The organism is Flexivirga sp. (assembly GCF_035551235.1).
Taxonomy (GTDB): Bacteria; Actinomycetota; Actinomycetes; order Actinomycetales; family Dermatophilaceae; genus Flexivirga.
Map to the genome: position 1 here is coordinate 1 of NZ_DASZNO010000027.1, position 21,264 is coordinate 21,264.

At 68.3% G+C, this 21,264-nt stretch carries 25 protein-coding genes and 1 riboswitch; of the genes, 14 read left to right on the forward strand and 11 right to left on the reverse strand.

Features of this window, described 5'->3' with window-relative positions:
• Positions 1 to 21: 21 nt before the first annotated feature.
• Complete coding sequence (gene purH / locus VG502_RS08725) at positions 22 to 1,626, reverse strand: bifunctional phosphoribosylaminoimidazolecarboxamide formyltransferase/IMP cyclohydrolase (protein WP_325549650.1); 1,605 nt, start codon at positions 1,624 to 1,626, stop codon at positions 22 to 24.
• A gap of 29 nt (positions 1,627 to 1,655) precedes the next feature.
• Positions 1,656 to 1,732, reverse strand: a riboswitch (ZMP/ZTP riboswitch).
• 1 nt (position 1,733) lies between these two features.
• Complete coding sequence (gene purN, locus VG502_RS08730) at positions 1,734 to 2,351, reverse strand: phosphoribosylglycinamide formyltransferase (protein ID WP_325549651.1); 618 nt, start codon at positions 2,349 to 2,351, stop codon at positions 1,734 to 1,736.
• Between the two features lie 224 nt (positions 2,352 to 2,575).
• On the opposite strand from purN, the gene VG502_RS08735 reads away from it, so the two are divergent.
• Entirely contained in the window at positions 2,576 to 3,484 is a 909-nt protein-coding gene (locus tag VG502_RS08735) for a type IV toxin-antitoxin system AbiEi family antitoxin domain-containing protein (protein WP_325549652.1), read from the forward strand.
• A gap of 38 nt (positions 3,485 to 3,522) precedes the next feature.
• On the opposite strand, the gene VG502_RS08740 is transcribed toward VG502_RS08735, so the two are convergent.
• The gene (locus VG502_RS08740) at positions 3,523 to 4,743 is read right to left on the reverse strand and encodes a cell division protein PerM (protein ID WP_325549653.1); all 1,221 of its coding nucleotides are present in this window, start codon (positions 4,741 to 4,743) and stop codon (positions 3,523 to 3,525) included.
• Positions 4,744 to 4,932: 189 nt separating this feature from the next.
• Between VG502_RS08740 and VG502_RS08745 the strand changes: the two genes are divergently transcribed.
• Genes VG502_RS08745 through VG502_RS08755 form a run of 3 tightly spaced genes read left to right on the forward strand, consistent with a single transcriptional unit; the run spans position 4,933 to position 6,967 of the window.
• Positions 4,933 to 5,295 carry a DUF192 domain-containing protein gene (locus VG502_RS08745; RefSeq protein ID WP_325549654.1) on the forward strand — a complete coding sequence of 121 codons (363 nt, stop codon included), beginning with the start codon at positions 4,933 to 4,935 and terminating at the stop codon, positions 5,293 to 5,295.
• Positions 5,292 to 5,951, forward strand: coding sequence for a prepilin peptidase (locus VG502_RS08750; protein ID WP_325549655.1), 660 nt, complete (start codon positions 5,292 to 5,294; stop codon positions 5,949 to 5,951). The genes VG502_RS08745 and VG502_RS08750 overlap by 4 nt, the downstream gene beginning before the upstream one ends.
• Positions 5,952 to 6,004: 53 nt before the next feature.
• On the forward strand, positions 6,005 to 6,967 hold the full coding sequence (locus VG502_RS08755; RefSeq protein ID WP_325549656.1) for a hypothetical protein: 963 nt from the start codon (positions 6,005 to 6,007) through the stop codon (positions 6,965 to 6,967).
• On the opposite strand, the gene VG502_RS08760 is transcribed toward VG502_RS08755, so the two are convergent.
• The 3 genes from VG502_RS08760 to VG502_RS08770 form a co-directional block, all read right to left on the reverse strand.
• The gene (locus tag VG502_RS08760) at positions 6,873 to 7,391 is read right to left on the reverse strand and encodes a hypothetical protein (protein ID WP_325549657.1); all 519 of its coding nucleotides are present in this window, start codon (positions 7,389 to 7,391) and stop codon (positions 6,873 to 6,875) included. The two genes, VG502_RS08755 and VG502_RS08760, sit on opposite strands and share 95 nt — an antisense overlap.
• Positions 7,392 to 7,475: 84 nt before the next feature.
• Complete coding sequence (locus VG502_RS08765) at positions 7,476 to 8,843, reverse strand: hypothetical protein (protein ID WP_325549658.1); 1,368 nt, start codon at positions 8,841 to 8,843, stop codon at positions 7,476 to 7,478.
• The gene (locus tag VG502_RS08770) at positions 8,840 to 9,289 is read right to left on the reverse strand and encodes a hypothetical protein (RefSeq protein WP_325549659.1); all 450 of its coding nucleotides are present in this window, start codon (positions 9,287 to 9,289) and stop codon (positions 8,840 to 8,842) included. Before VG502_RS08770 ends, VG502_RS08765 begins: the two co-directional genes overlap by 4 nt.
• 332 nt (positions 9,290 to 9,621) lie before the next feature.
• On the opposite strand from VG502_RS08770, the gene cpaB reads away from it, so the two are divergent.
• From cpaB to VG502_RS08815, 9 genes are all read left to right on the forward strand, one after another.
• The gene (gene cpaB / locus VG502_RS08775; RefSeq protein ID WP_325549660.1) at positions 9,622 to 10,356 is read left to right on the forward strand and encodes a Flp pilus assembly protein CpaB; all 735 of its coding nucleotides are present in this window, start codon (positions 9,622 to 9,624) and stop codon (positions 10,354 to 10,356) included.
• Positions 10,353 to 11,966 (forward strand): CpaE/TadZ family protein, encoded by a 1,614-nt coding sequence (locus tag VG502_RS08780; protein ID WP_325549661.1) that lies wholly within the window; start codon positions 10,353 to 10,355, stop codon positions 11,964 to 11,966. Before cpaB ends, VG502_RS08780 begins: the two co-directional genes overlap by 4 nt.
• Positions 11,963 to 12,301 carry a TadE/TadG family type IV pilus assembly protein gene (locus VG502_RS08785; protein ID WP_325549662.1) on the forward strand — a complete coding sequence of 113 codons (339 nt, stop codon included), beginning with the start codon at positions 11,963 to 11,965 and terminating at the stop codon, positions 12,299 to 12,301. Before VG502_RS08780 ends, VG502_RS08785 begins: the two co-directional genes overlap by 4 nt.
• Entirely contained in the window at positions 12,298 to 13,638 is a 1,341-nt protein-coding gene (locus tag VG502_RS08790) for a TadA family conjugal transfer-associated ATPase (RefSeq protein WP_325549663.1), read from the forward strand. Before VG502_RS08785 ends, VG502_RS08790 begins: the two co-directional genes overlap by 4 nt.
• On the forward strand, positions 13,635 to 14,561 hold the full coding sequence (locus VG502_RS08795; RefSeq protein WP_325549664.1) for a type II secretion system F family protein: 927 nt from the start codon (positions 13,635 to 13,637) through the stop codon (positions 14,559 to 14,561). Before VG502_RS08790 ends, VG502_RS08795 begins: the two co-directional genes overlap by 4 nt.
• A complete protein-coding gene (locus tag VG502_RS08800; RefSeq protein WP_325549665.1) occupies positions 14,561 to 15,463 on the forward strand; it encodes a type II secretion system F family protein in 903 nt (300 codons plus the stop codon). Before VG502_RS08795 ends, VG502_RS08800 begins: the two co-directional genes overlap by 1 nt.
• Positions 15,456 to 16,622 (forward strand): sensor histidine kinase, encoded by a 1,167-nt coding sequence (locus VG502_RS08805; protein ID WP_325549666.1) that lies wholly within the window; start codon positions 15,456 to 15,458, stop codon positions 16,620 to 16,622. Before VG502_RS08800 ends, VG502_RS08805 begins: the two co-directional genes overlap by 8 nt.
• A 16-nt stretch (positions 16,623 to 16,638) precedes the next feature.
• Complete coding sequence (locus tag VG502_RS08810; protein ID WP_325549667.1) at positions 16,639 to 17,313, forward strand: response regulator transcription factor; 675 nt, start codon at positions 16,639 to 16,641, stop codon at positions 17,311 to 17,313.
• Positions 17,314 to 17,481: 168 nt separating this feature from the next.
• A complete protein-coding gene (locus tag VG502_RS08815; protein ID WP_325549668.1) occupies positions 17,482 to 17,691 on the forward strand; it encodes a hypothetical protein in 210 nt (69 codons plus the stop codon).
• A gap of 125 nt (positions 17,692 to 17,816) precedes the next feature.
• Here VG502_RS08815 and VG502_RS08820 read toward each other — a convergent pair whose 3' ends face one another.
• The gene (locus tag VG502_RS08820; RefSeq protein ID WP_325549669.1) at positions 17,817 to 18,452 is read right to left on the reverse strand and encodes a hypothetical protein; all 636 of its coding nucleotides are present in this window, start codon (positions 18,450 to 18,452) and stop codon (positions 17,817 to 17,819) included.
• On the reverse strand, positions 18,449 to 18,805 hold the full coding sequence (locus VG502_RS08825) for a hypothetical protein (protein WP_325549670.1): 357 nt from the start codon (positions 18,803 to 18,805) through the stop codon (positions 18,449 to 18,451). Before VG502_RS08825 ends, VG502_RS08820 begins: the two co-directional genes overlap by 4 nt.
• Before the next feature lie 85 nt (positions 18,806 to 18,890).
• Between VG502_RS08825 and VG502_RS08830 the strand changes: the two genes are divergently transcribed.
• Positions 18,891 to 19,115: a hypothetical protein gene (locus VG502_RS08830; protein WP_325549671.1), complete on the forward strand. Its 225-nt coding sequence runs from the start codon at positions 18,891 to 18,893 to the stop codon at positions 19,113 to 19,115.
• Here the strand turns inward: VG502_RS08830 and VG502_RS08835 are convergent.
• The 3 genes from VG502_RS08835 to VG502_RS08845 are packed head-to-tail and all read right to left on the reverse strand — an operon-like array spanning position 19,087 to position 21,138.
• Positions 19,087 to 20,136: an OmpA family protein gene (locus VG502_RS08835; RefSeq protein WP_325549672.1), complete on the reverse strand. Its 1,050-nt coding sequence runs from the start codon at positions 20,134 to 20,136 to the stop codon at positions 19,087 to 19,089. The genes VG502_RS08830 and VG502_RS08835 overlap by 29 nt on opposite strands.
• A 50-nt stretch (positions 20,137 to 20,186) precedes the next feature.
• Positions 20,187 to 20,894 (reverse strand): pilus assembly protein TadG-related protein, encoded by a 708-nt coding sequence (locus VG502_RS08840; protein WP_325549673.1) that lies wholly within the window; start codon positions 20,892 to 20,894, stop codon positions 20,187 to 20,189.
• 49 nt (positions 20,895 to 20,943) lie between these two features.
• Positions 20,944 to 21,138: a hypothetical protein gene (locus VG502_RS08845; RefSeq protein ID WP_325549674.1), complete on the reverse strand. Its 195-nt coding sequence runs from the start codon at positions 21,136 to 21,138 to the stop codon at positions 20,944 to 20,946.
• Positions 21,139 to 21,264 lie beyond the last annotated feature (126 nt).

A 21,264-nucleotide genomic window follows, 5' to 3' on the forward strand; every position in this document is an offset into this window, starting at 1 on the left:
GAGCTCGCTCGCGGACAACACTCAATGTGCGAAGTGGCGCGTGCCGGTGAAGTACATGGTGATGCCGGCTTCGTTGGCTGCGTCGATCACGGCCTGGTCGCGCATCGAACCACCAGGTGCCACAACGGCTTTCACGCCGGCATCGATGAGCACCTGCAGGCCGTCCGGGAACGGGAAGAACGCGTCCGAGGCGGCGACGGAGCCGCGTGCCCGCTCTTCGCCGGCCCGGTTGACCGCGAGGTGGCAGGAGTCGACGCGGTTGACCTGACCCATGCCCACGCCGACGGAGGCACCGCCGGAGGCGAGCAGGATCGCGTTGGACTTGACCGCTCGGATGGCGCGCCAGGCGAACTGCAGGTCGGCGAGGGCTGCGTCATCGGCGGCTTCCCCAGAGACCAGACGCCAGTTGGCGGCGTCGTCACCACCGGTGATCGTGCCGTCCTCGTCCTTGACGATCGCGTCGACCTTGTCGACACGCTGCATCAGCATGCCGCCGCTGATCGGCCGGATCTCCACCGGGTCACGCTGCTGCGCGGCCTCGGCCGGCAGCTTGAGCAGCCGAATCGCCTTGCGCTTGCTGAGGATGTCGACGACACCGGGCTCGAAGTCGGGAGCGACTACGACCTCGGTGAAGATGTCCTTGACCGTCTCGGCCATCTCGACGGTCACCGGTCGGTTGGTCGCGATCACGCCGCCGAACGCCGACATCGGGTCGCACGCGTGCGCCTTGCGGTGTGCATCGGCGATGTCCGAACCCACTGCAATGCCACAGGGATTCGCGTGCTTGATCACCGCGACGGTCGGCTCGTCGCCCTGGTCGTATGCCGCCCGGACGGCGGCGTCGGCGTCGACGTAGTTGTTGTAGGACATGGCCTTGCCGAAAAGCTGCTCGGCGGAGGCGATTCCGGCCCGCCAGTGGCGGTAGAGCGCGGCACCCTGGTGGGGGTTCTCGCCATACCGCAGGTCCTGAGTCTTGTCGAAGGTCGCGCCGGACCAGTTGGGGAAGCCGGTGCCGTCGCTGGTGTCGACATACACGTTGCTCATCCAGTTGGCGACGGTGTTGTCGTAGTCGGCGGTGTGCTGGAAAGCCTTTGCTGCCAGCAGCTTTCGCTCGTCCAGCGTGAATCCGCCGGCTGCGAGTGCCTCGAGCGTCGCGTCGTATGACGCGGGCGACGTCACGATCGCGACGCTCGGGTGGTTCTTGGCGGCGGCGCGGACCATCGACGGGCCGCCGATGTCGATCTGCTCGATGCACTCGTCCGGGGTCGCGCCGGAGGCGACGGTCGCGCGGAACGGGTAGAGGTTGGAGACGACCAGTTCGAACGGCGCAACGCCGAGTTCGTCCAGCTGCGAAAGGTGTTCGGGGATACGGGTGTCGGCCAGGATGCCGGCGTGGACCTTCGGGTGCAGTGTCTTGACGCGCCCGTCGAGGCACTCGGGGAAGCCGGTGAGGTCCTCGACCTTGGTCACCGGGATGCCCGCCTTCTCGATGAGAGCAGCGGATCCACCGGTCGAGACGAGCTCGACGCCGGCCTCGTGCAGGCCACGGGCGAGGTCCTCCAGGCCGGTCTTGTCGTAGACGGAGATGAGTGCGCGCTTGATCGGACGGCGGCCGAGTTCTGACATGACTCTCCTCGAGAGGGTTGGGCGGTTCATGCGCGCACCCAGGCGGGCGATGCACGCGACTCCACTCCCTGGTGGTTACCCACCTGCGCCAGTCGTGTGCTCGAAGTTTAGCCGACGCGGACGCGACGGCCATCCACGGTGAAGCCGTCTCGCGCCATCCGCCCGACCCAGTCGACCAGTTGGGGACGCTCCGCCTGCTTGATCCGCTCGGTCAGCGAGTCGACGGTGTCGTCGTCCTCGACCGGCACGGCGCACTGCGCGACGATCGCGCCGGTGTCGACGCCGGCATCGACGACGAAAAGCGTTGCGCCGGCGAGCTTCACGCCATACTCCAGCGCATCGCGCGGTCCGTGTATGCCGGGAAAGCTCGGCAGCAGCGCGTTGTGGCTGTTGAGGTAACGGCCGCCGAACGACTCCAGGAAGCGCTCCCCCACCAGCTTCAGGAAGCCCGCGGAGACAACCAGGGCCGGCTCGTATGCCGCGACCTGCTCGGTCAGCGCGGCGTCCCAGGCGGCGCGGTCCGGGTGATCCTTGACCCGGCAGACGAAGGTCGGCACACCCGCACGCTCGGCACGGGCCAGGCCCTCGATGTCCGGACGATCCGCACCGACGGCCGCGATGCGCACGCCATACGCAGGATCCTGCGCGGCGTCGAGCAATGCCTGCAGCAGGGTCCCGGAACCGGAGACGAGCACGACGATGGGCACGGGCTGGGTGTCGACCACGTCGGCACGCTAGCGCACCCGCATTCACCGGGTGCCCGAGCCGTGCCAAAGGTGCTCCATGGAGCACGTTCGGCACGGCGATACTTCGGGCTCGGCGGTTGTCCACAGGCAGCAAACCGTGGTGCAGCGGATTTGGCCAGGATTGGGCGATGCCCGACCTCCACCCTGAGACCGCAAGGCCCGGCCCCCGCCTGGTGTATGGCGCGCCGAGACGCGCCCTCGCGGTGGAGCTCGCTGCCGATCACGGCGGGGTCGTGCACCGCCGGACCCTCGCCGAGTACGGGATCGACCGTTACGCGGTACGTCACGAGGTCGACGCCGGCCGCTGGTTCCGGGTGGGGCGACACACAGTAGCCATCGGATCGCCGGCCCTCAGTCCCCTGGCCCAGTGGTGGCGCGCCGTGTGGGAAAGCGGGTCTGGCGCTCGGCTCGACGGTGCCAGTTCGCTGGTTGCGGGCGGTATGCGCGGCTTCACGCCGGACCTGATCGATGTGGTCATGCCGGACGGAAACCGCCATCACGCTGTCGAAGGCGTCCGTCTGCGCCGGGTCCGACGGCCGTCGCCGATCTGCGGTGCCGGCATACCACGGGTCTCGCCCGAGATCGCGACGATCCACGCCGCACAGTGGGCCCGCTCCGACCGACAAGCCGCGTTGTTGGTCTGCCTGCCGATGCAGCAGCGGATGACGACTGCCCACCGGCTCAGCCTGGTTTGGAAGGGTGTCACCAGGTCCCCGCGACGGCAGTTCCTCGACGCAGTCATCGGTGATGTCACTGATGGGGCTCATTCACTCGGCGAGCTCGACTTCGGACGCATGGCGCGGCAGGTCGGGCTGCCCACCCCCACGCGGCAAGCTGTTCGCAGGGGACCACAGGGTCGGGTCTATCTCGATGTGAGTTGGGACGATGTGGGGCTCGTGGTCGAGATCGACGGCGGCCACCACGCGCTTGCGCTCAATCCGATCGACGACGCGTTGAGACAGAACCATCGTGTCGTCGCAGGTGAACGCGTCCTGCGGATACCTGTCATCGGTTTGCGCATTGCAGCGGAAGCGTTTCTCCGCCAGGTGAAGCAGTTGTACGACGCACTGCGCCGGCAATCCGATCTGCGCCATGCCAAAGGGGCTCCATAGAGCACGTTCGGCACCACAGAAGGATCTCGCAAACGGTGTCAGCGGCGCAGCGCGCGCTTCCAGTGCAGGAACAGCGTCGCCAGCAGCGCACCGAGCAGCAACTCGACGACCAGCAGCGGGAGGATCAGCAGCGACGGGCCGATGTAGTCCAGCGAGCCGCCACTCACGCCGGCGGTCGACAGCCAGCTGAGCAGCAGCACGATCGCGGCGGTCATGCCCGCGGCCTGAACCGCCGTGACGGCCTTCGTCCGCAGCGAGGCGTATGTCGTCAGGTTGCCCAGTGACCGGTAGCCGACGAACGCGCCGAGCAGCACGGGCACCAGCGGCACCACGCTGGTGCCGGCAGGAAGTGCACCCGCACCCGGCACCGCTCCGAGCACCGGGATCATCGGCAACAGGCCGCCGTGGACCGAGCCGCTGCCGACGCTGACCGCGCCGATGTGCATCGAAGCGCCGGTGGTCCAGCCGGCCGCCCAGACCAGCAGATTGGGTAGCGCCGCCAGCTGGCCGACCCAGAGCACGAGGCCGCCGAGGATGCCCGGCTCAAGTTGTCCGTTGAGGTCACCGACCGCCGAGGCGTGCGTCACCAGGAGCAGCAGCACCAGCACCAGACCGATGCCGAGGTAACCCAGCACGCCTTCAGTGGCCGGGCGCAGCGCACGCCGAGTGGACAGCGAGATCCGTTGATCCACAAAGCTCTTCGCGTGCTTCGCGACCGGCTCATCGCTGCGCAGCAACGCCCACAGGCATCCCGCGAAACCGACGACCACGGCACCGGGGAAGACCGTGAACAGGTTGGGGTGGGCCGGGCCGGCGAGCGAGAAGCCGGTGATCAGCAGGCCGGTCACGACATACCCCACGATGTATGACGCGGGCCCCTCCCACCACGCGCCCGACCGATCGGACAGGTGGGTGAGCATCGCCTTCGCCGCCATCCGGGCGAACACCACGGCGAGTGCGGTCAGCACCAGCGGCGCGAACGTCACCGAATGCGCAGCGCCGACCGCGACGGACACGTGCCCACGGTGCGCCAACGCCCAGCCGTCACCGGCGAAGCTCAGCGCGTCGGTCCACGACGTGGTGCTCTGCGCGTCCGCAGCCCAGGCGACCATGACCGGCAGGATCAGCAGCAGCCCGAGGGTGATCGCACCGACCGCGCCATACCCGGCGGCGATGGACAGTTGGCGCCAGTCCCGCGGCTCGTCGGACGAGGAGAGGGAGGACGGCAGGCTGGTGCGAACGCGATCAATGAGGCTCATGTCGCTTGTTATGGTCGCCGCCGCAGCGGCCCGCGTCGTGCCGACTCGCCGGTGGTCCGCAGATCGGGGCCGCCGGATGACGGTGGTTCCGGTCACAGCCCAGGTGGGGCCCTCAGACCCACCCGCCTGCTCGCTGCGGCGACTACTCTCGAGGCGCGCCCGCTCACGGCGTCAGGAGAGGGGAAACCTGTGGGGCTCAGAACATTCGGACCCGGACCGCATCGACTGCTGCGCAACGGCCTGCCGGTCGGTGCCTGTGCGGTCGCCGACACCGCGCGCAGCCGCCGCAAGGGGTTGCTCGGCACGGACGAGGTCACCGGCGCGCTGTGGCTGACCCGCTGCCCGTCCGTGCACATGGTCGGCATGCGCTACCCGATCGATGTCGCGGTGCTGGACAAGGACGGCACCGTGCTGCGCGTCGCCACCCTGCGTCCCTGGATCGGTATGACGCGGCCCCGCCTGCGCGCCGCGGTGACCGTCGAGGCAGCGGCCGGGGCGTTCTCCTCCTGGGGTGTGGAACCCGGCGACCGCCTCGCCGTCGAATACGAATGAATCCCTGGCTGGTCGGCGCCATCGCCGGTTGCATCGCGATCCCTGTCGCCATACTTCTGCGGCGTGAGCTGCGCACCGCCGCGCACCGCCGCGAGGACGAGCTCGACACACCGGACCGGCACCACGGGTGGCTGTTGGTCGTCCTGCCGCTGGCCGCCCTGCTCGTCGGCCGCGCCCTGACCGAGTCCCACAACGCCGGCGTCGCCTTCGCCTATTGCGCGTGCCTGCCGGTGCTGGCCGCGCTCGCGGCGATCGACCTGGACGTGCACCGGCTGCCGAACGCGCTGACCTTCCCCCTCGTGCCGGCGGCAGTGGTCGTCGCCGTGATCGCCAGCGCCGCCACCGGCGACTGGTTCGCCGTGCTGCGCGCAGTCCTGGCCGGTATGACGCTCGGCGTGACCTACCTCGTGCTGCTCCTGGTGTCCCGCGGCGGCGCCGGCCTCGGACTCGGCGACGTGAAGCTGGCGGTCGGTCTCGGCATCCTGCTCGGGTGGTTCTCCTGGTCGAACGTCCTGAGCGGCACACTGATCGGCTTCATCCTCGGTGGACTCTGGGCCGCAGGACTGCTGGTTGCCCGCCGAGCGACCCGCCACACCTACATCGCCTTCGGTCCGTTCATGCTCGGTGGCACCGTGATCGCACTTCTCGCGTCATAGGTCACGTCGCGAGCCCTGAACAGGGCGCTCGGAAGCACGTGCGAGAGGGAACGATGAATCAGCAGCCTGCCCCGATCCTCGGGGTGATCGCGCGGGGTGGTGTCGGACCGACCGGCGATGCCTCGGTGGTCACCGTGACCGATCCGGCGTCACCGACCTGGGCCAACGACCTCTTCCGGAGTCACGGCGGGTCGACCAACGCCATCATCTTCGTGCCGGAGCTCGAACGGAATCCGCGGATCGGCCGCGGCACCCAACTCGATGAGTTGCTGCCGGAGCAGAGCCCCCAGGTCGCGGTGGTGAACCTGCCGACCCATGTCACCGGCATCCAGGCCGCGATCCGCGACTGCGCGCCGCTGCTCGGGCAGCGAGCGGAATTCATCGCCGCGGTCCGCGCACATGTCGCCGGTTCGTATGCCGGGGTGTGGTTGAGGAGTGTGGCCCGGCTCGAGTCGCCGAGCCCGTCCTTCGGACAACACCTCCGGTCGTGGGTGCCGTTCTCCCGCGGCCAGTTCGTCACCCTGCACCCCACGGTCTCGGTACGCCGGCGCCCGGAGGCCCTTCCTGCGACTGGCGACGCTCCCCCCGGCACTGCCCGCCTGCTGCGAGCCAGCAGCGCACCGAACAACCGCTGCGCGACGACACTGAGCACGGCATACGCGACGCACCCGCCGGAGGTGCTCGGCACCTCGCATCGGATGGCCGCACGCTGGGGCAGCGAACGAGCCGTGGAGTATGTCGTCACCCCGGAGGCCGCGCCGCTGCGGCTGCCACCACCGGACGGCAGGTGCCCGAACTGCGGCGATCCGATCTGGGGCCGGTGTGCGTTCTGTCATCTGACACCGCCGCGGCTGGAGCACTGGATGTCCGTCGCGGTCCCCGGCGTCGCGCCGGTCGACCGGGCGTTCCAGCTCCCCCGCCCTACGCCCAAACCCGACGTCGCGGCCGCAGCGCCAGGCCCGCGATCGCGAAACCCGCAGCCAGCACCGCGGCCACAGCGCCCACGCCGGCCATGATCAGCGCGGGTTGCTTGTCCTGAGCCGCCAGCAGCGCCGGACCGGTCACTCCCGTGCAGGTGATCCGGTCGCCGGTGCGCCAGCCCTTCGGCAGTTGCAGCACGCTGGTGTACTTCGTGCCTCCTCGTGTCGCCGAGACACCACTGAGATCCGTGCTGTGCCAGTGCTGCCCGGCCGCGGACCGGCACTGCGGCTGATTCGCCGGCAGTGGGCCGGCCACCTCCTCCGGCAGCAGCAGGTAAAGCGTCGGCCGGTCGCCGGTCACCGGCGTGCTGAAATTCGTCACATCACGAACCGCGGTGTATGCCGGATCGGTTGTGGCGTAACGAAATACGCCGAAGGCGGACAACCCGACGAAGAATACGGCCGCGATGGCGAACAACCACCACAGCGATCCCAGCAACCCACTTGCTCGTCCGGTCATCACGACCACTCACCTTCCTCGCCGCTGCGCCGGCGTGCGGCCGACAGCTTCTCGAAGCTGTCGGCCGCACCCATGATGCCCAGCTCAGGCACCGCCACCGCACCCGGGCCAGTTCGCGAATTTCGTTCCGTCCCAATACTGTCCACCGGTCGCGGTCAATCCGTTGGTGTTGACCTGGACCGATCCGCCGACCTCGGCCAGCAGCTTCGCATCGAAGTCCGCACCGTAGCTGTGGTTGTCCTGGTCGAAGTTCTGCCGGGTCACGTAGCCGTGGTCGCGTGCCGCGTCGGCGAACGCCAGCGTGGCCGGAACACTCGCTGCTGCGCCTGCCGCTGCCGCCGGCGGGTAGATCATCGACCCACCGAGCGCCAACCCCTGCGAGAGCAGGAAGTTGTTCGCGACCGCGGCGTCCTGCGCGTTCTTGATCGGCAGGGTGATGGTGTTCTCCTGGTAGCCCTGCGCGTCGGGGGCGCCGCCGGCGTAGCCGTCCCCGGTGGCGTTCGCGGTGCCGGCCAGGACGGTCTTGACCGTGACACCGGTGATCTTGCCGTTCTTGTCGCGGCTCACCTGGGTCAGCAGTTTGGCCTTCCCGTCGGCCGCCGCCTTCGCCTGCTGCGGTGCGCCCTCGCCATACAGCATCTGCGCCTGCGCCGAGCCCTTCACTTCGGCCTGGTAATAGGCGACCGTCGAGCCATCGCTGTTCTTCTGGTAGCCCAGGCCCTCGGCGACGCTGATCTTGGCGGCCGCGCCGTCGGCGACAGCTGTCACGTTCGCACCCGCCCCGCCCTCGATGCCGCCCTCGACGAACTCCGACGTGGGCGGGGGCACCTTGTACCCGAGCCCGGTGAGGTCCATCGCCTTGTCGCTGAGCCAGCGCACCGGCCCGTGCCCGATCAGGTGGTCCTCGACGTTGCTCTGCATGAGGCCCTTCATGACCGACTCGAGCTCCTCCCTCGAACGTGCCGTGTAGACCTTGCCCTCGGTGAATTCGAGCCCGACATGCGCGTTGGCCTTCGCGCTCGCGCCGTACTTGTCGTTGTCCCAGGTGCCGGTCACGTCGAAGCCGACGCCGACCCCGACCGAGGCTCCGCTGGACGTGGCGTTGGTGATGCGGTAGGTCCCGTCACTCATCCGGTCGACCTTGAGCTTCTGGCCCTCGCTGCCGGTCACCACGAAGCTCACCGACACCTTGGCGTCCGCGGACTGCGAGTTGAGGACGCACGGGTCCTTCGGCTGATGCGAGATCGCCTGCGGGCTACTCGCCTCACAGCTGCCCTGGCCGAGGGTGACGACCTTGCAGATCGCAGCCCGTGCCTGGCTCGCCAGGGCCGGTGCGCCCGTCGTCATCGACGCGACGAGTGCCAGCACCAGGAGTGCAGCAAGCGCGAGCATGCCTGTGGTCTCCAGGGTCGCCTGACCCCGGTCCGCGCGAATCCTCTTGCAGCGCATCATGATTGCGTCCCCACGTAGCTGTTCTCGCGGACCGAGCGGGTGCGCTCGGGACGCACCAGTCGTGCGCCGAGGGTGACGGTCAGTACGCCGGTCAGGACGAGCAACAGGAGCACGTCGACGACAGCTGCGACCACACCGGGGCCGACCATCGCCTGGGCGATGTAGGCGTGCCCGCCCCAGGCCGCGGGGTTGACGACGAAGCCGATCGCCGAGCCGGCCATCACCGATCCGGCGAACGTATGGCGCTGCCCGAGTCGCACGCTGCGGCCGGCCAGGATGACCACGACCGCGAGCACCACCAGGGTGAACACGGCGACACGCATCTCATAGCCGCGATTGATGTCGTTGCCGGCACCGCCGATCAACGCACCGGACACCGCCGCGACGGTGCCGCCCACCGCGGTGATCACCGCGGCTCTCCAGACCGTCCCCACCTGAATGTCCATCGTCATCTCCTCCACGTGCGGCCGATCACCTGTGCCGGCCACCCCCGCAATGGTTCCGGTGGGACAGCAGCGGCCGATGGGTCCGAGATCCCCAAAGCGGACCCAGCCGCGGTAGGACCAAATGTGGGTCCACGGTCCCTGTCATGACCGGGCACGTTGGCGAATTCTGTAGGGCGCACCGCGTATCCGAGTGACCCGTTGCGCCCAGGCGTCGCCACAAGTCATGGAACCGATTCGCGTTCTGGGACATCGATATTCGAGTACGACGCACACGCATGCGTCACCCGCAGACAGCCAGTTGGGCCCGACCCAGCGGAAGGGGAAGAGCAGCGATGAACCCACGCCAACGCAGGGGCATGGTGTTGATCATCATTGCGGTCCTCGGAGCCATCGCGGTCTTCGCCGGGGTCTCGTCATACGTCAGCAACGTCAACACCCAGGTCGGGTCGAAGGTCGCCGTGCTGGCGCTGAAGAAGTCCCGGTCCGCCTTCGCCGTGATCCAGCAGAGCGACCTCAAGACCGTCGATGTGCCGAAGCGCTGGGTCGATCCGCATGCGATCACCGACCCGAGCCAGGTGGTCGGCCACAAGCTCGCCGTCAAGGTGTCCTCCGGGTCGACGCTGACCTCCGACGTGCTCGTCGCACCGACCGATCAGACGCAGCACCAGCGGTTCATCACCATCAAGGTCGATGCGGTGACCGGCGGCGCGACCAACCTGCACCCCGGCGACTCGGTGGACGCCTATGCGGTCTACGCGGATGTGGAGGGCCTGTCCAAACAAGTGCGGGTGCTCGTGCACGACGTGAAGGTCGTCGCGGTGAGTGCCCCACAGACGGACCAGGGTTCGTCGAGTTCCAAGGGGACCAACGGCTCCCCCGCCAACTACATCGCCGTGACGCTGGCGCTGACCGCCGAGGACTCACTCGCTGTCACCTACGCGTCCGCGTTCGCGGCCGACCTGCGCATCGTGAAGCTGCCGCCGGTCAGCAACCAGGACCCGAGCGATGACGGTCCGTATGACGCGGACAAGCTCGGCGGCAAGGCCGTGCCGGAGGGATCGAAGTGACCAACACCGTGGTGATCGGCTGCGCCGATCAAGCTCTTGCCTACGAATTGCGTTCTCAACTCGATGAGATCGGCGAATTCGAGATCGGCTACATCGCCGAGACGACCAGCGAGTTCAGCTCCGCCGTGATCCGTCTCGAACCCGATGTCGTGATCCTGCACGACGCGATCGGACCGCAGACGGCCATCGACGTGGTGCGCGAGCTGTCGCTACGCCGTCCGACCATGTCGCCGATCGTGGTGTGCGGCGACCCGTCACCGGAGTCGCTGATGCCGCTCGTCGAGGCCGGGGCACGCGGCATACTGACCTACCCGCTGGCCTTCGAGGAGGTCGAGGCGCGACTGCGCGCGGCCACCGAGTGGTCCCGGGCGATGAGCGATGTCGTTGCCACGCCTCATGATTCGGTTGCCGGCGTCGGCGCGCGAGTCATCTGCTTCACCGGCTCCAAGGGCGGCGTCGGCACGTCGACGGTCGCCACCCACATCGCGTTGGACGTCGCGCGTGAGGTGCCGAACTTCCGGGTCGCACTGCTCGACCTCGACCTGGAGAAGGGCGACGTCTCGAGCCTGATCGATGTCCGCTACCGCAGCTCGATCGCGGACGTCGCGCGGGTGTCCAACGACCTCAACGTCCGCACCATCGCCGACGCCGTCGTCCCGCATGACTCCGGCCTGCACCTGCTGCTCACACCGCACCAGGTACAGGACGTCGAATTCATCACCCCGCAGTCGGTGCGGGTCATCATCGCCACGCTGCGCCAGGCGTACGACCTGGTCATCATCGACGGCGGCTCGCATGTGACGCCGACGCAGGTCGCCGCCGTGGAGCTCGCGGACGAGGTCGTCATGGTCACGACACCCGACGTGCTGTCGCTCCGCGGAGTGCGGCGCAACCTCGACTCCTGGGACGGACTCGCCGTCCGCAAGGCCGAGACCACTCGTGTCCTGGTCAACAACAGCAGCAAACACAACGCGATTCAGGCTGACCTGGTGCACCGGCTCGCACAGGCACCGGTCATCTCGGTGGCTCTGCCGTCCCTGCACAAGCAGCTCGAGGCAGCGGTCAACTCACGGGACCCGCTCACGCTGCGGGAGAGCTCCTGGTGGAAGGCGCTGCGCGCCATCGGCAAGGAGATCGAGCTCGTCCCGGTGCAGCCGCGGACCGATGTCGCGGCCGAAGCCATCAAGGCCGAGATCAGCACTCGTCGCGGCGAGCGGCGACGCGGTCGCGGTAGGCGCCGGCAGCGCGGCGCCAAGGTCGCCGGCTCCGAGTCGGGCCAGATCAGCATCGAGACCGTCGGCCTGCTGCCCACGATCCTGCTCGTCTGCGTCTTCCTCTGGCAGATCGCACTGGTCGGCATGTCGTCGATCTACGCCTCGCACGCAGCTGACGCTGCCGCACGCCAGGCCTCGCTGGGCCACGCGCCCGGGCCCACCGCGTACGAGAAGGTTCCGAGCTACTTCCGGGACGGTATGACGGTCGACCCGAGTGCCCAGGCACCGTCCGACGGTGTCGTCAGCGTGCACGTCAAGGTGCCGCTCTTCGTACCCGGAGTGTTCTCCGGGCCGTGGTCCATCGACGCGACCCGCAAGGTGGTGCAGGAGCCATGACGAAGCGGATCGCCGGTCGCCGGGACCGTGGCGTCGCCAGCATCGAGATCGTCGGCCTACTGCCCCTGGTGGCCCTGGTCGTGTCGATGATCCTGCAGTTCGTGGCGTCGGCATACACCGCCAACGCCGCCGAGTCGGCCGCCCGGGCCGCGGCCCGCGCGTACTCACTCGGGCAGGACCCGACGACCGCGGCCCGCCGCTCCCTGCCGTCCGGGATCCAGCCGGTGTCGGTCACCGTGCACGGACCCAAGCACGCCGCCACCGTCACGGTGCACATCCCGCGCACGAGCGTGCTGCCGCTGCACGACGTCAGCAAGACGGTCGTGATGCCATGAGGGGCCAGTTCTCCACCGCGTCGGACGAGCGGCAGGTCACCGCACCGAGGAGCGCGAGGGCCGGTTCGCCCGCGCTGGACGACGCCGACGAGGCCGTCATACGCAGGTTCAAGGCGATCCTGCTGGACGAGATCGACCTCGGTGAGCTGAGCCGGATGGACGCGTCCCAGCGACGTGTCCGCCTCGAGCGGGTCATGGCGCACCTCGTCTCCCGCGAGGGCCTCATCCTCAGCTCGCGGCAGCGGAATCAGCTGGTGCGCCGGGTCGTCGACGAGGCCGTCGGCCTCGGCGTCCTGGAACCGCTCCTCGCCGACGACACGATCAGCGAGATCATGATCAACGGCCACCACGAGTTGTATGTCGAGCGCTTCGGCACCCTGCAGCGGCTGCCGTCAGCGTTCTCCAGCGAGGAACAGCTCGTCCAGACCATCGACCGGATCGTGTCGACGGTCAACCGCCGGGTGGACGAGTCGAATCCGATGGTCGACGCACGGCTGCCCCCGGACGCCCGGATGCCGCGCGGCGCCCGCGTGCACGTCGTACTGCCACCCCTCGCGCTCAACGGCCCGGTGGTCACGATCCGGCTCTTCCCGAAGGCCTACGGGCTCAGCGAACTGCTGGCCCGCGGCACCCTCGACGACACCACCGCGCAGTTGCTCCGCCGTTGTGTCCAGGCGCGACTCAACGTGATCGTCTCCGGCGGCACCGCCTCCGGGAAGACCACCATGCTCAACGCCCTGTCGGCGTTCATCCCCGAGCACGAACGCATCATCACCATCGAGGACGCCGCCGAACTGTCCCTCGAGCAGGAGCACGTGATCCGTCTCGAGACGCGCCCGGCAAATGTCGAGGGCACCGGTGCGGTCCCGATCCGCGAGCTGGTTCGCAACTCGCTGCGCATGCGCCCGGACCGCATCGTGGTCGGTGAGTGCCGTGGCGGCGAGGCCCTGGACATGTTGCAGGCCATGAACACCGGTCACGAGGGTTCCCTGACCACCGTGCACGCGAACTCGGCGGGCGATGCCCTGACCCGGCTGCAGACGCTGGCGTCGATGAGCGATGTGGAGATCCCGTTCCCCGCCCTGCACGAGCAGGTCAACCAGGCGGTGGACGTCATCGTGCAACTGCAGCGCGGGTCCGACGGCGCCCGACGGGTCGTGTCGTGCGACTACGTCGTGTCGCAGTACGACCAGCCGTTCCGCCTGCACTCGCTGATGCGCTGGGACCCGTCCGCTGCAGGATTCGTGGTCGGCTCCGCTCCGTCGCGGCTGCGCGACCGGCTGGTGTCGGCGGGTGAGCGCGTGCCTGACGGTATGCCGGTGGAGGACCAGCCATGAACAGCCCGGCCCTGCTCCTGCTGGCGACGCTGCTCGTCGCCGCCGTGTTCATTGCCGGTGTCCGCGACCTCGCCGGCGTCCTCACCGAGCGCTCCCGGTTGTACGACCTGATCCTCGCCGAGGACGACGCGCCGCAAGCCACCGGCTTCAGCAAGCTGGACGCCGGGTTCCGCCGTACACGCATCGGTCGGTGGGTCAGCACCCACCTCGTGCTCGCGGGCATCAAGCGACCGCCGTTGCAGGTCGCGATGCTGACGACGGTGGCCGCTGTGCTCTTCGCGCTGATCCTGGACAAGCTGCTCGCCCCGGCGTTCGGCGTGCTCGGTCTGGCGCTCGCCGTACAGGGCCTGCGCGTGTTCTTGCGTCGTGCCCGCGACCGTCGCCGCGAGGCCTTCATCCTGCAGATGCCCGAACTCGCACGGGTCCTGGCCAACGCCACCGGCGCCGGACTGTCGATCCGCACCGCGGTCTCGATCGCGTCGGACGAACTCGCCGAGCCCGCCTCGGAGGAGTTGTCTCGTGTCGCACGTGCGATGCAGTTCGGTGACTCACTGGAGAACGGCCTGATCGGCATACATGACCGACTGCCGTCGCGGGAGATCCAGGTGCTCGTCTCGACGCTGCTCGTCTCGTCCCGCAGCGGTGGTTCGCTGGTCAGCTCGCTGCGCGACATCGCTGACACCCTCGAGGCGCGCAAGGAGACCCGTCGCGAGATCCGCACCACGCTCGCCCAGGCGACGCTGACCGGTTACATGGTCGCGGCGATGGGACTGCTGATGCTGGTCATGCTCAACACGATCAACTCCGGCACGGTCGAGAAGATGACCACCTCACCGGTGGGGCAGGTCGCGCTGGTCGTGGCCGGCGGCCTGTATGCGCTGGGCCTGTTCCTCATCCGCCGGATCACCCGGATCGAGCCGTGATGAGCGCCTGGATGCCATTCGCGGCCGGTGCCGCCATCACCGCGTGCTTCGTGCTCTTCCTGGTGGGCTATCGGCGGATGCGGTCCGACGCGGCCGACGGGCTCGCGGTGGACGATCTGGTGCTACTGCGAGCCACCCAACGTGAAGAGGCCAAGGGGCTGCGTCCGCTCGAGAAGCTCGCCTCCCGATTCGTGCCGTCGGTGCGAAAAGCCTTGGGGCAGAAGCGAGTCGCGGACCTGCAACGCCGGATCAACGAGGCCGGCCGCCCGAACGGTATGACGGTCGACTCGTTCCTGCGCCGGCTGGTGATGTGGTACATCCTGGCCCTCCCCCTGTGCCTCATCTTTCTCGGGCAGGGGAACGTCGTCCTGGCGATCGGTCCGCTCGGTGTGCCACTGCTGATGACCTTCGGCGGCCTGACCGGTGCGCGACGCAAGCGCGCCGACGCCATCGACAACAACCTGCCGGATTTCCTGGACATCCTCGCGGTGACCGTGAAGGCGGGTGTGGCGTTCCGCCCCGCTCTCGCCCGGGTGAGCGACCGCTTCAGCGGCCCGCTCGGCGACGAGATCAAGGTCGTGCTCGGTCAGTTGCAGAACGGCGCGAGCATCCGGCAGGCCTTCACCGGGCTCAAGGAACGCAACACGGCGTCGTCGGTCACGCAGTTCGTCGCGGCGTTCCTGCAGTCCGAGGAGTTGGGTGCTCCTCTCGCGGAGACGCTGAACACCATCGCGTCGGACATGCGCCGCGAGTCGGCACAGCGGATGCGCCGGAAGGCGGCCCGCGCGGCTCCGCAGATCACGCTGATCACCTCGCTCATCCTCGTGCCCGCGGTGCTCATCATGGTGCTCGTCGGGATCGTGATCGGTTCCAACGCAGACCTGGGTGGTCTCCTTGGTTGACCACCCGAATCCCGCTGCCCCGCTGTCGAATCGGCTGTTTCGCACAGTGGTGCGCAGCGCGCTTTTCATCCGGCTGGCGGCGCTCGTGCTCGCGGTAGCCGCCTCAGTGGCGGGCGATGCGGGCGGCGGGTTCTGGCTCTGGGCCCTGGCCCTCGCGGCGTTGACCTTCTTCGGCCTCTTCGGGCGGGTGGACGGCATCGGCTGGCTGCGTCGCCATCCGTCGCTCGCGATGCTCGACGTCGGCGTGGTGGTCACCATGATCTCCGTCTCCGGACCCGACAACGTGCTGCTGCTCGCCACCTTCCCGGCCGCCCTGTTGATCGGCGCGTTGTTCCCCTGGTTCGTCGGCGTGCTGCTGCTGCTGATCCTCGAGCTCGGCTATCTCAACGCGGTGCAGGCGAACGGAGGTTTGGACCATTCGCCATACATCGCGACGGTCGGGGTGCCGTTCGTCTACCTCGCGATGGCCGGGATCGGCTTCGCCATCAGTTATGGCACCAGGCAGCTGGCCGACATGGTCGTCGAGCTGCAGCGGGTGCAGGGCGAGCGGGTGGCCGCGGATGAACGCGCCCGGCTGGCTCGCGACATGCATGACTCGCTGGGCAAGACGATGCATGGCATCGCATTGTCCGCCGCGTCGCTGCCGCACTGGATCGAGCAGGATTCCCGGCGCGCGAACACGCTGGCGGCCGATCTGGCGACGCACGCCGAGCGCGGCGCCCAGGAGGCGCGCGCGATCCTCGTGGGCCTGCGCACTCACCAGTGCGACCGGCCGCTGCTGGAGGTGCTGACCGAGCGATGCCGCGAATGGTCCGAGTCGACCGGCATCCCGGTCCGCACCCGCAGTGCCGGCATCGCCGACATCGGCGAGCGCGAGCGGGAAGTCGTGCTGGCGGTGCTCGCCGAGGCGCTGGAGAACGTGCACCGGCACGCCCGGGCGCAGGCCGTCGAGGTTGACTTCCGAGGCGATAGCAAGCACGTCGCGCTCAGCATCCATGACGACGGTGTCGGGTTCGCGGACAGTTTCGCCGCAGCGGTCAGGCGGCAGCGCTTCGGCCTGCTCGGCATGCGGGAACGTGCTGCCGCCGCCGACGGCACCCTGTCCATCGCCCGCCGCGCGCCGCGCGGCACCTCGGTCGAACTCTCCCTGCCCAGATGAAGGAGGACCTGTCGCTATGACGACCACGGACGCCGGTGGGCCGGAGCCCGCCACGACGAGCGACACGCTGCGCATCGCGCTCGTCGACGACAACGAGATCATCCGGGTCGGGCTGCGCAACATGCTCGAGGTCGACAGTTCCCTCGAGGTGGTGGGCGAGGCCGGTGATGGACCGGCCGCGATCAGCCTGATCCGGCGGGAGCGCCCCGACGTGGCGCTGGTCGACGTTCGTATGCCGTTCGCCGACGGGATCAGCGTCGCCCAGGACGTCCACGAGATCACCAAGGTGCTCATGCTGACCTACTCCGACGCCCCTGATGTCATTCGTGGCGCGTTGACCGCCGGAGCGCGCGGGTATCTCGTCCACGGTGCGTTCTCCCCGCCGGAACTGTCCGCCGCGATCCGCTCGGTCGCCCAGGGCGGCTCGGTGCTCTCGCAGGCGGCCATCGACGCCGTGCACAGCGCGCTGACCTCGTCGGCACCCGTGCCGGACTCCGGCCGGCACGATGTCTACTGCCTCAGCCGGCGCGAGCTGGAGATCATGGACCTCATCGCGGCCGGCCTGGCGAACGGCGAGATCGCCGGGAAGCTGTTCCTGGCCGAGAAGACGGTCAAGAACCACGTCAATCACATCTTCGCCAAGCTCGGTGTCACCACCCGGTCCGCTGCCGTCAGCCTGTGGCTGACCTGACGGCCCCAGGGCCCACCGGCCGACAGGCCGCAGATGGGCCCGGGTTTGGGCCTGCGGGCCCTGCCGATAAATACCGCTCCCGCCTAATGTTTTCTTCATCAGGAAAAACAAATCCCCGAGGGGGGACGGGAACAAATCTTCCCGTTGAATTCATCAAGGAGAAGACCAATGACTCGTGCACTTGTTTCAACCCGCATCCGCCTCGTCCAGGCATTCGAGGACCGCGCCGAGAAGGGCCAGGGCACCCTGGAGTACGTCGGCATGATCGCCCTGGCGGCGCTGCTGGTCATGGCCATCGTCACCGCCTTCGGCAATGGCACCGCACTCGGCACGAAGGTGACTTCGGCCATCACCAAGATCACCGGAATCGGTGGCTGAACACCCGCAAACCGAAAGGTGACCGTCTCCATTGAGGAGGCGGTCACCTTTTCTTTTGGGTATGCCGTTTCAAATTCCCCAACGGAATATGGGCCGACGATGAACGTGCGCACAATGGGAGTGGTTCAGGCGCCTTCCGCTGCCGTACTCATACGCAAAGAGCCGCAGACGGCCTCGATGTCGAGTGGTCCGACCAGGGCCGGCGGCGCCTTCGCCGTGACCGACACGTACTGCCCATCGCCGGTGCTGCCCATGAGCACGAAGGTCTGCACCCCCGGCGACACATTGTGATCGGTGTAGGCGAACTGATACGCCTCACGCAGTCCCGGCCAGGCCACCTGCACCATCCGCAGATCCTTGACGTGTTCGACGTCGAGCAATTGGCCGCGGAAGGCCTGCGCCTCCTGCTTCGCCGACTTCGTGTGCTGCGTCGTGGACCAGGTCAGTCCGATCGCGGCACGCTGACTGCCCTCTTTCCGGGTGGACGCGTAGGTCACCGTCGTGGCCTTGCTCTGCTTGGTCTCATCGCCCTGCTGCTCGAAGGCCGACGGCATCGCGATCGACAGCGGGCCCTGTGTGACCCGGCCGGCGCCGCTCGGACCGTTCGACGCCGGGAAGATCGGCTTCCCCGTGCTGGTCGCCGACGGCGGCAGGGACGTCGATGGAGCAGCGGACCTGTCGGCACCGCCGGAACCACCGCCGCAGCCCGCGGCCAACATCAGGACGCTCACGGTGGCTGTGGTCGCGAGTAGTCGCTTCACGACGTCACCTTCACTCCGGTCATCGGCTTGAAACCCGGAAGGGTGACGTTCACCGTCGAAGCGCCGGCCGGCAACGCCGGCAGCACGGCATACAGAACGGTGCCCTTGGCGTTGACCGAGTCGGGCAAGCTGCTGCAGGCGCACTCGTTGTCCATCCCGTTGCCACCCGCCGGCACCGACGTGTAGGGGTGCAAGGTCACTTTCGTCTGCGGATTCACCAGTCCGAGAAGCCGGGTATCGAAGAGCGGTGGGCGCGCGAACTGGAACGATTTGGTGTTGGCCGTCGCCGACGAAGCACTCTTCAGTCGCCACGTGACCCGCGTCGCTTGCGGCGAGGTCGTGACCTGCAACATTTCCGCAACCACCGTCGAGGAGCCCGTACTCGTCTGCAACGTCCCCGTGCTCGAGGCGAGAACGGGAAGGTCGTTGCTCGAACGCATGACCTTCGCAATCGCGGCGTCCGCCGCTGACGGTCCTTTCGGCGTCGAGGTGCCGGCCGCTCCCGGTGACGGGACCGATCCGGAGGTGTCACTGCCGGAGGAGACGTGGCCGGACAGTGAGTCCTTGCTGCATCCCGCAACGGTTACGGTCAGCAAGGCGGCTGCGGACAATGCGGTCAGTCTGGTTGCGGTGCTCATCGTGTTCCCCCTGTCCGGAAGGTGACCGTCACTCTCCGGTTGAGTTGCCGACCGTCCTTGGTCGCGTTGTCGGCGACAGGGTCGCTCTCGCCCTTACCGGCGGAGCTGAACGTCAATCCGTCCTTGTGCACCAGCTTCTGCAACGCCTTCTGCACGGCCTGTGCACGCTTCTCGGACAGGGTCTGATTGAACGACTCGCTGCCCGCACTGTCGGTGTAACCGACGACGGAAACGTTGCCGTCGCCCTTTGCGGACAGCTGAGCCGCCACCTTCCGCAGGGTTCCCTGCGCCTTCGCCGTGAGGTCGGCCTTGCCGTAGTCGAAGAGCACATCGGTGTCCACCGAGATCGCCGTCTCGCCCGAGGTTCGCTTCGTGGCGGTGTCGGGATCCGCCACGTTGCTCACCAGCGGACGTATCGACTGCTTCGGGTCCGCCTGCTTGATCGTCGCTGCATCCGGCAGTTGCGGCCAGCCGTTGCCGAGGGCGATCGGCGACTTCGTGGTCGTCGGTGAGGGCAGCTGGTCGGTCACCGGCACATCAACGACCAGGTTGCCGAAGCCGAACTGCACCGTGACGCTCTTCAGATCGTCCGGGAGCGGTGGCAGCACGGCCCAGCCGACCTCCGGTTTCGCGGTGCCACCGGGCCCGGTGATGTCGGCCTGGGCACTGCACAGGCACTTCTGACCGTCCGACGCGAGCGGTAGGTACAGCTTCAGACCTTTGGTGTCCACCACGGTCAGGGCCCACGCGTCGCCCACCGAGTATGGCGAATCGAGTCCGATGCGCGGCATGACCGCACCGGGCTGAGCGCCCTTGCCGCCGACCGAGTAATAGACAGCGGTGCCGCCGGGCACGCGCACCACGGCATGGATCGCGCCGTGGATGGCGCCGTTCGACGGGTCGTTGTAACCGTTGTAGACGAAGGTGCCCGCGATGGGGATGTCGTCGGACCCTGCGGCGGATGCCGGGGGCGCGCCCGCACCGGCCAACAGGGCCGCAGCCGCCGCCGCGACGATCCCTCCTCGGATTCGCACACTGGAAAGCACGTCGGATCTTCCTTTCTCCGGGGGCAAGAGTTCGGGGGCGAGGATTTCCGTCAGTTCACCAGGCGAGCCTTCAACATATTGCGCAGCGCCTGCAGATCGTGGACGACGAGGTGCCCGTCTTTCAGGTCGTAGTCGATCGTGGTGCCGCCGCACACCAGCTGGATGGGTTCGCTCGGCTCGCTGCTGGTCGGGCTCGGGGCCGGTGATGTGCTCGACGGGCTCGGGTTCCGGCTCGACGTCGGCGTCGGGGTCGGGGTCGGTGTCGGTGTCGGTGTGGGTTTCGGGAGACCGACGAAATGGCAGTCACCCCACGGAACACCGGTGCGGGCAACGGCTTTCGCCTTCGAGTGCTGGCCGCCCGACAGCGCTTTGTTCGACGCCACTTCGACGGTCGCCGTGTCGCGGCGCCAGTCGTAGCAGTAGGTGGTCACGTGCGCGCCGTTGTCCTGAGCCAGTGTCCGGGCGTCCGACTCACCGAGTCCGCAGAAGAAGGTGCCGGGCCGGAAGGGGCCGTTCGGCAGGGTCGCCAGGTCGTCGACGACGTGGTCGATGACGTCATCGGCACCGGCCAGTGCCGCGGCGTCGGCGGCGTTCTGGGCGCCGGACTTCTGGTTGACCGCGGAGCCGATCGGCAGCATCACCCAGAACGTGGCGGCGATCAGTCCGAGGACCGCGCAGATGATCAGCCCGGTGGCCACCTGGCCGCTGTCGTCGCTGCCCCTCCCCCGAAGGCGTCGCATCACGTCGCGCACCGGCATACCTCCCTCTCGCAGTGGACTTCCCCACTGGGACGTCGGAAGTGCCCGATCAGATCCCGGTGATCTTGCCGAGGGCGCCGCTGACGACGTCGGCGAGACTCGTCCCCTTGCCGAACGCGGCCACGATCGCCAGGACCAGCAGTGCGGCGAGCGCGATCATGCCGACATACTCCAGCGTCCCCTGGCCTCGTTCCCCGCGGCCGATGCCGGAACGCGAACGGAACGCGGAACGTCTGGTCTTCATGGGGTCTCCCGTCCGGGCTCCGGTCGCGGCGTGTGGAGATACGACGCTACCCATCGGCGCCCTGCCGGTCCCAGGGCCCAGGGGCCCAAACAGCAACGAGTCGGCCGCCGGAACGTGTTGTTCCGG

Bases quoted from the DNA above. Each gene is read 5' to 3' on its own strand.
- purH (WP_325549650.1), bottom strand. From the start codon at position 1,626: ATGTCAGAACTCGGCCGCCGTCCGATCAAGCGCGCACTCATCTCCGTC.
- VG502_RS08740 (WP_325549653.1), bottom strand. From the start codon at position 4,743: ATGAGCCTCATTGATCGCGTTCGCACCAGCCTGCCGTCCTCCCTCTCC.
- VG502_RS08750 (WP_325549655.1), top strand. From the start codon at position 5,292: ATGAATCCCTGGCTGGTCGGCGCCATCGCCGGTTGCATCGCGATCCCT.
- VG502_RS08755 (WP_325549656.1), top strand. From the start codon at position 6,005: ATGAATCAGCAGCCTGCCCCGATCCTCGGGGTGATCGCGCGGGGTGGT.
- VG502_RS08760 (WP_325549657.1), bottom strand. From the start codon at position 7,391: ATGACCGGACGAGCAAGTGGGTTGCTGGGATCGCTGTGGTGGTTGTTC.
- VG502_RS08765 (WP_325549658.1), bottom strand. From the start codon at position 8,843: ATGATGCGCTGCAAGAGGATTCGCGCGGACCGGGGTCAGGCGACCCTG.
- VG502_RS08770 (WP_325549659.1), bottom strand. From the start codon at position 9,289: ATGGACATTCAGGTGGGGACGGTCTGGAGAGCCGCGGTGATCACCGCG.
- cpaB (WP_325549660.1), top strand. From the start codon at position 9,622: ATGAACCCACGCCAACGCAGGGGCATGGTGTTGATCATCATTGCGGTC.
- VG502_RS08785 (WP_325549662.1), top strand. From the start codon at position 11,963: ATGACGAAGCGGATCGCCGGTCGCCGGGACCGTGGCGTCGCCAGCATC.
- VG502_RS08790 (WP_325549663.1), top strand. From the start codon at position 12,298: ATGAGGGGCCAGTTCTCCACCGCGTCGGACGAGCGGCAGGTCACCGCA.
- VG502_RS08795 (WP_325549664.1), top strand. From the start codon at position 13,635: ATGAACAGCCCGGCCCTGCTCCTGCTGGCGACGCTGCTCGTCGCCGCC.
- VG502_RS08800 (WP_325549665.1), top strand. From the start codon at position 14,561: ATGAGCGCCTGGATGCCATTCGCGGCCGGTGCCGCCATCACCGCGTGC.
- VG502_RS08810 (WP_325549667.1), top strand. From the start codon at position 16,639: ATGACGACCACGGACGCCGGTGGGCCGGAGCCCGCCACGACGAGCGAC.
- VG502_RS08815 (WP_325549668.1), top strand. From the start codon at position 17,482: ATGACTCGTGCACTTGTTTCAACCCGCATCCGCCTCGTCCAGGCATTC.
- VG502_RS08825 (WP_325549670.1), bottom strand. From the start codon at position 18,805: ATGTTGCAGGTCACGACCTCGCCGCAAGCGACGCGGGTCACGTGGCGA.
- VG502_RS08830 (WP_325549671.1), top strand. From the start codon at position 18,891: ATGACCTTCGCAATCGCGGCGTCCGCCGCTGACGGTCCTTTCGGCGTC.
- VG502_RS08840 (WP_325549673.1), bottom strand. From the start codon at position 20,894: ATGCCGGTGCGCGACGTGATGCGACGCCTTCGGGGGAGGGGCAGCGAC.
- VG502_RS08845 (WP_325549674.1), bottom strand. From the start codon at position 21,138: ATGAAGACCAGACGTTCCGCGTTCCGTTCGCGTTCCGGCATCGGCCGC.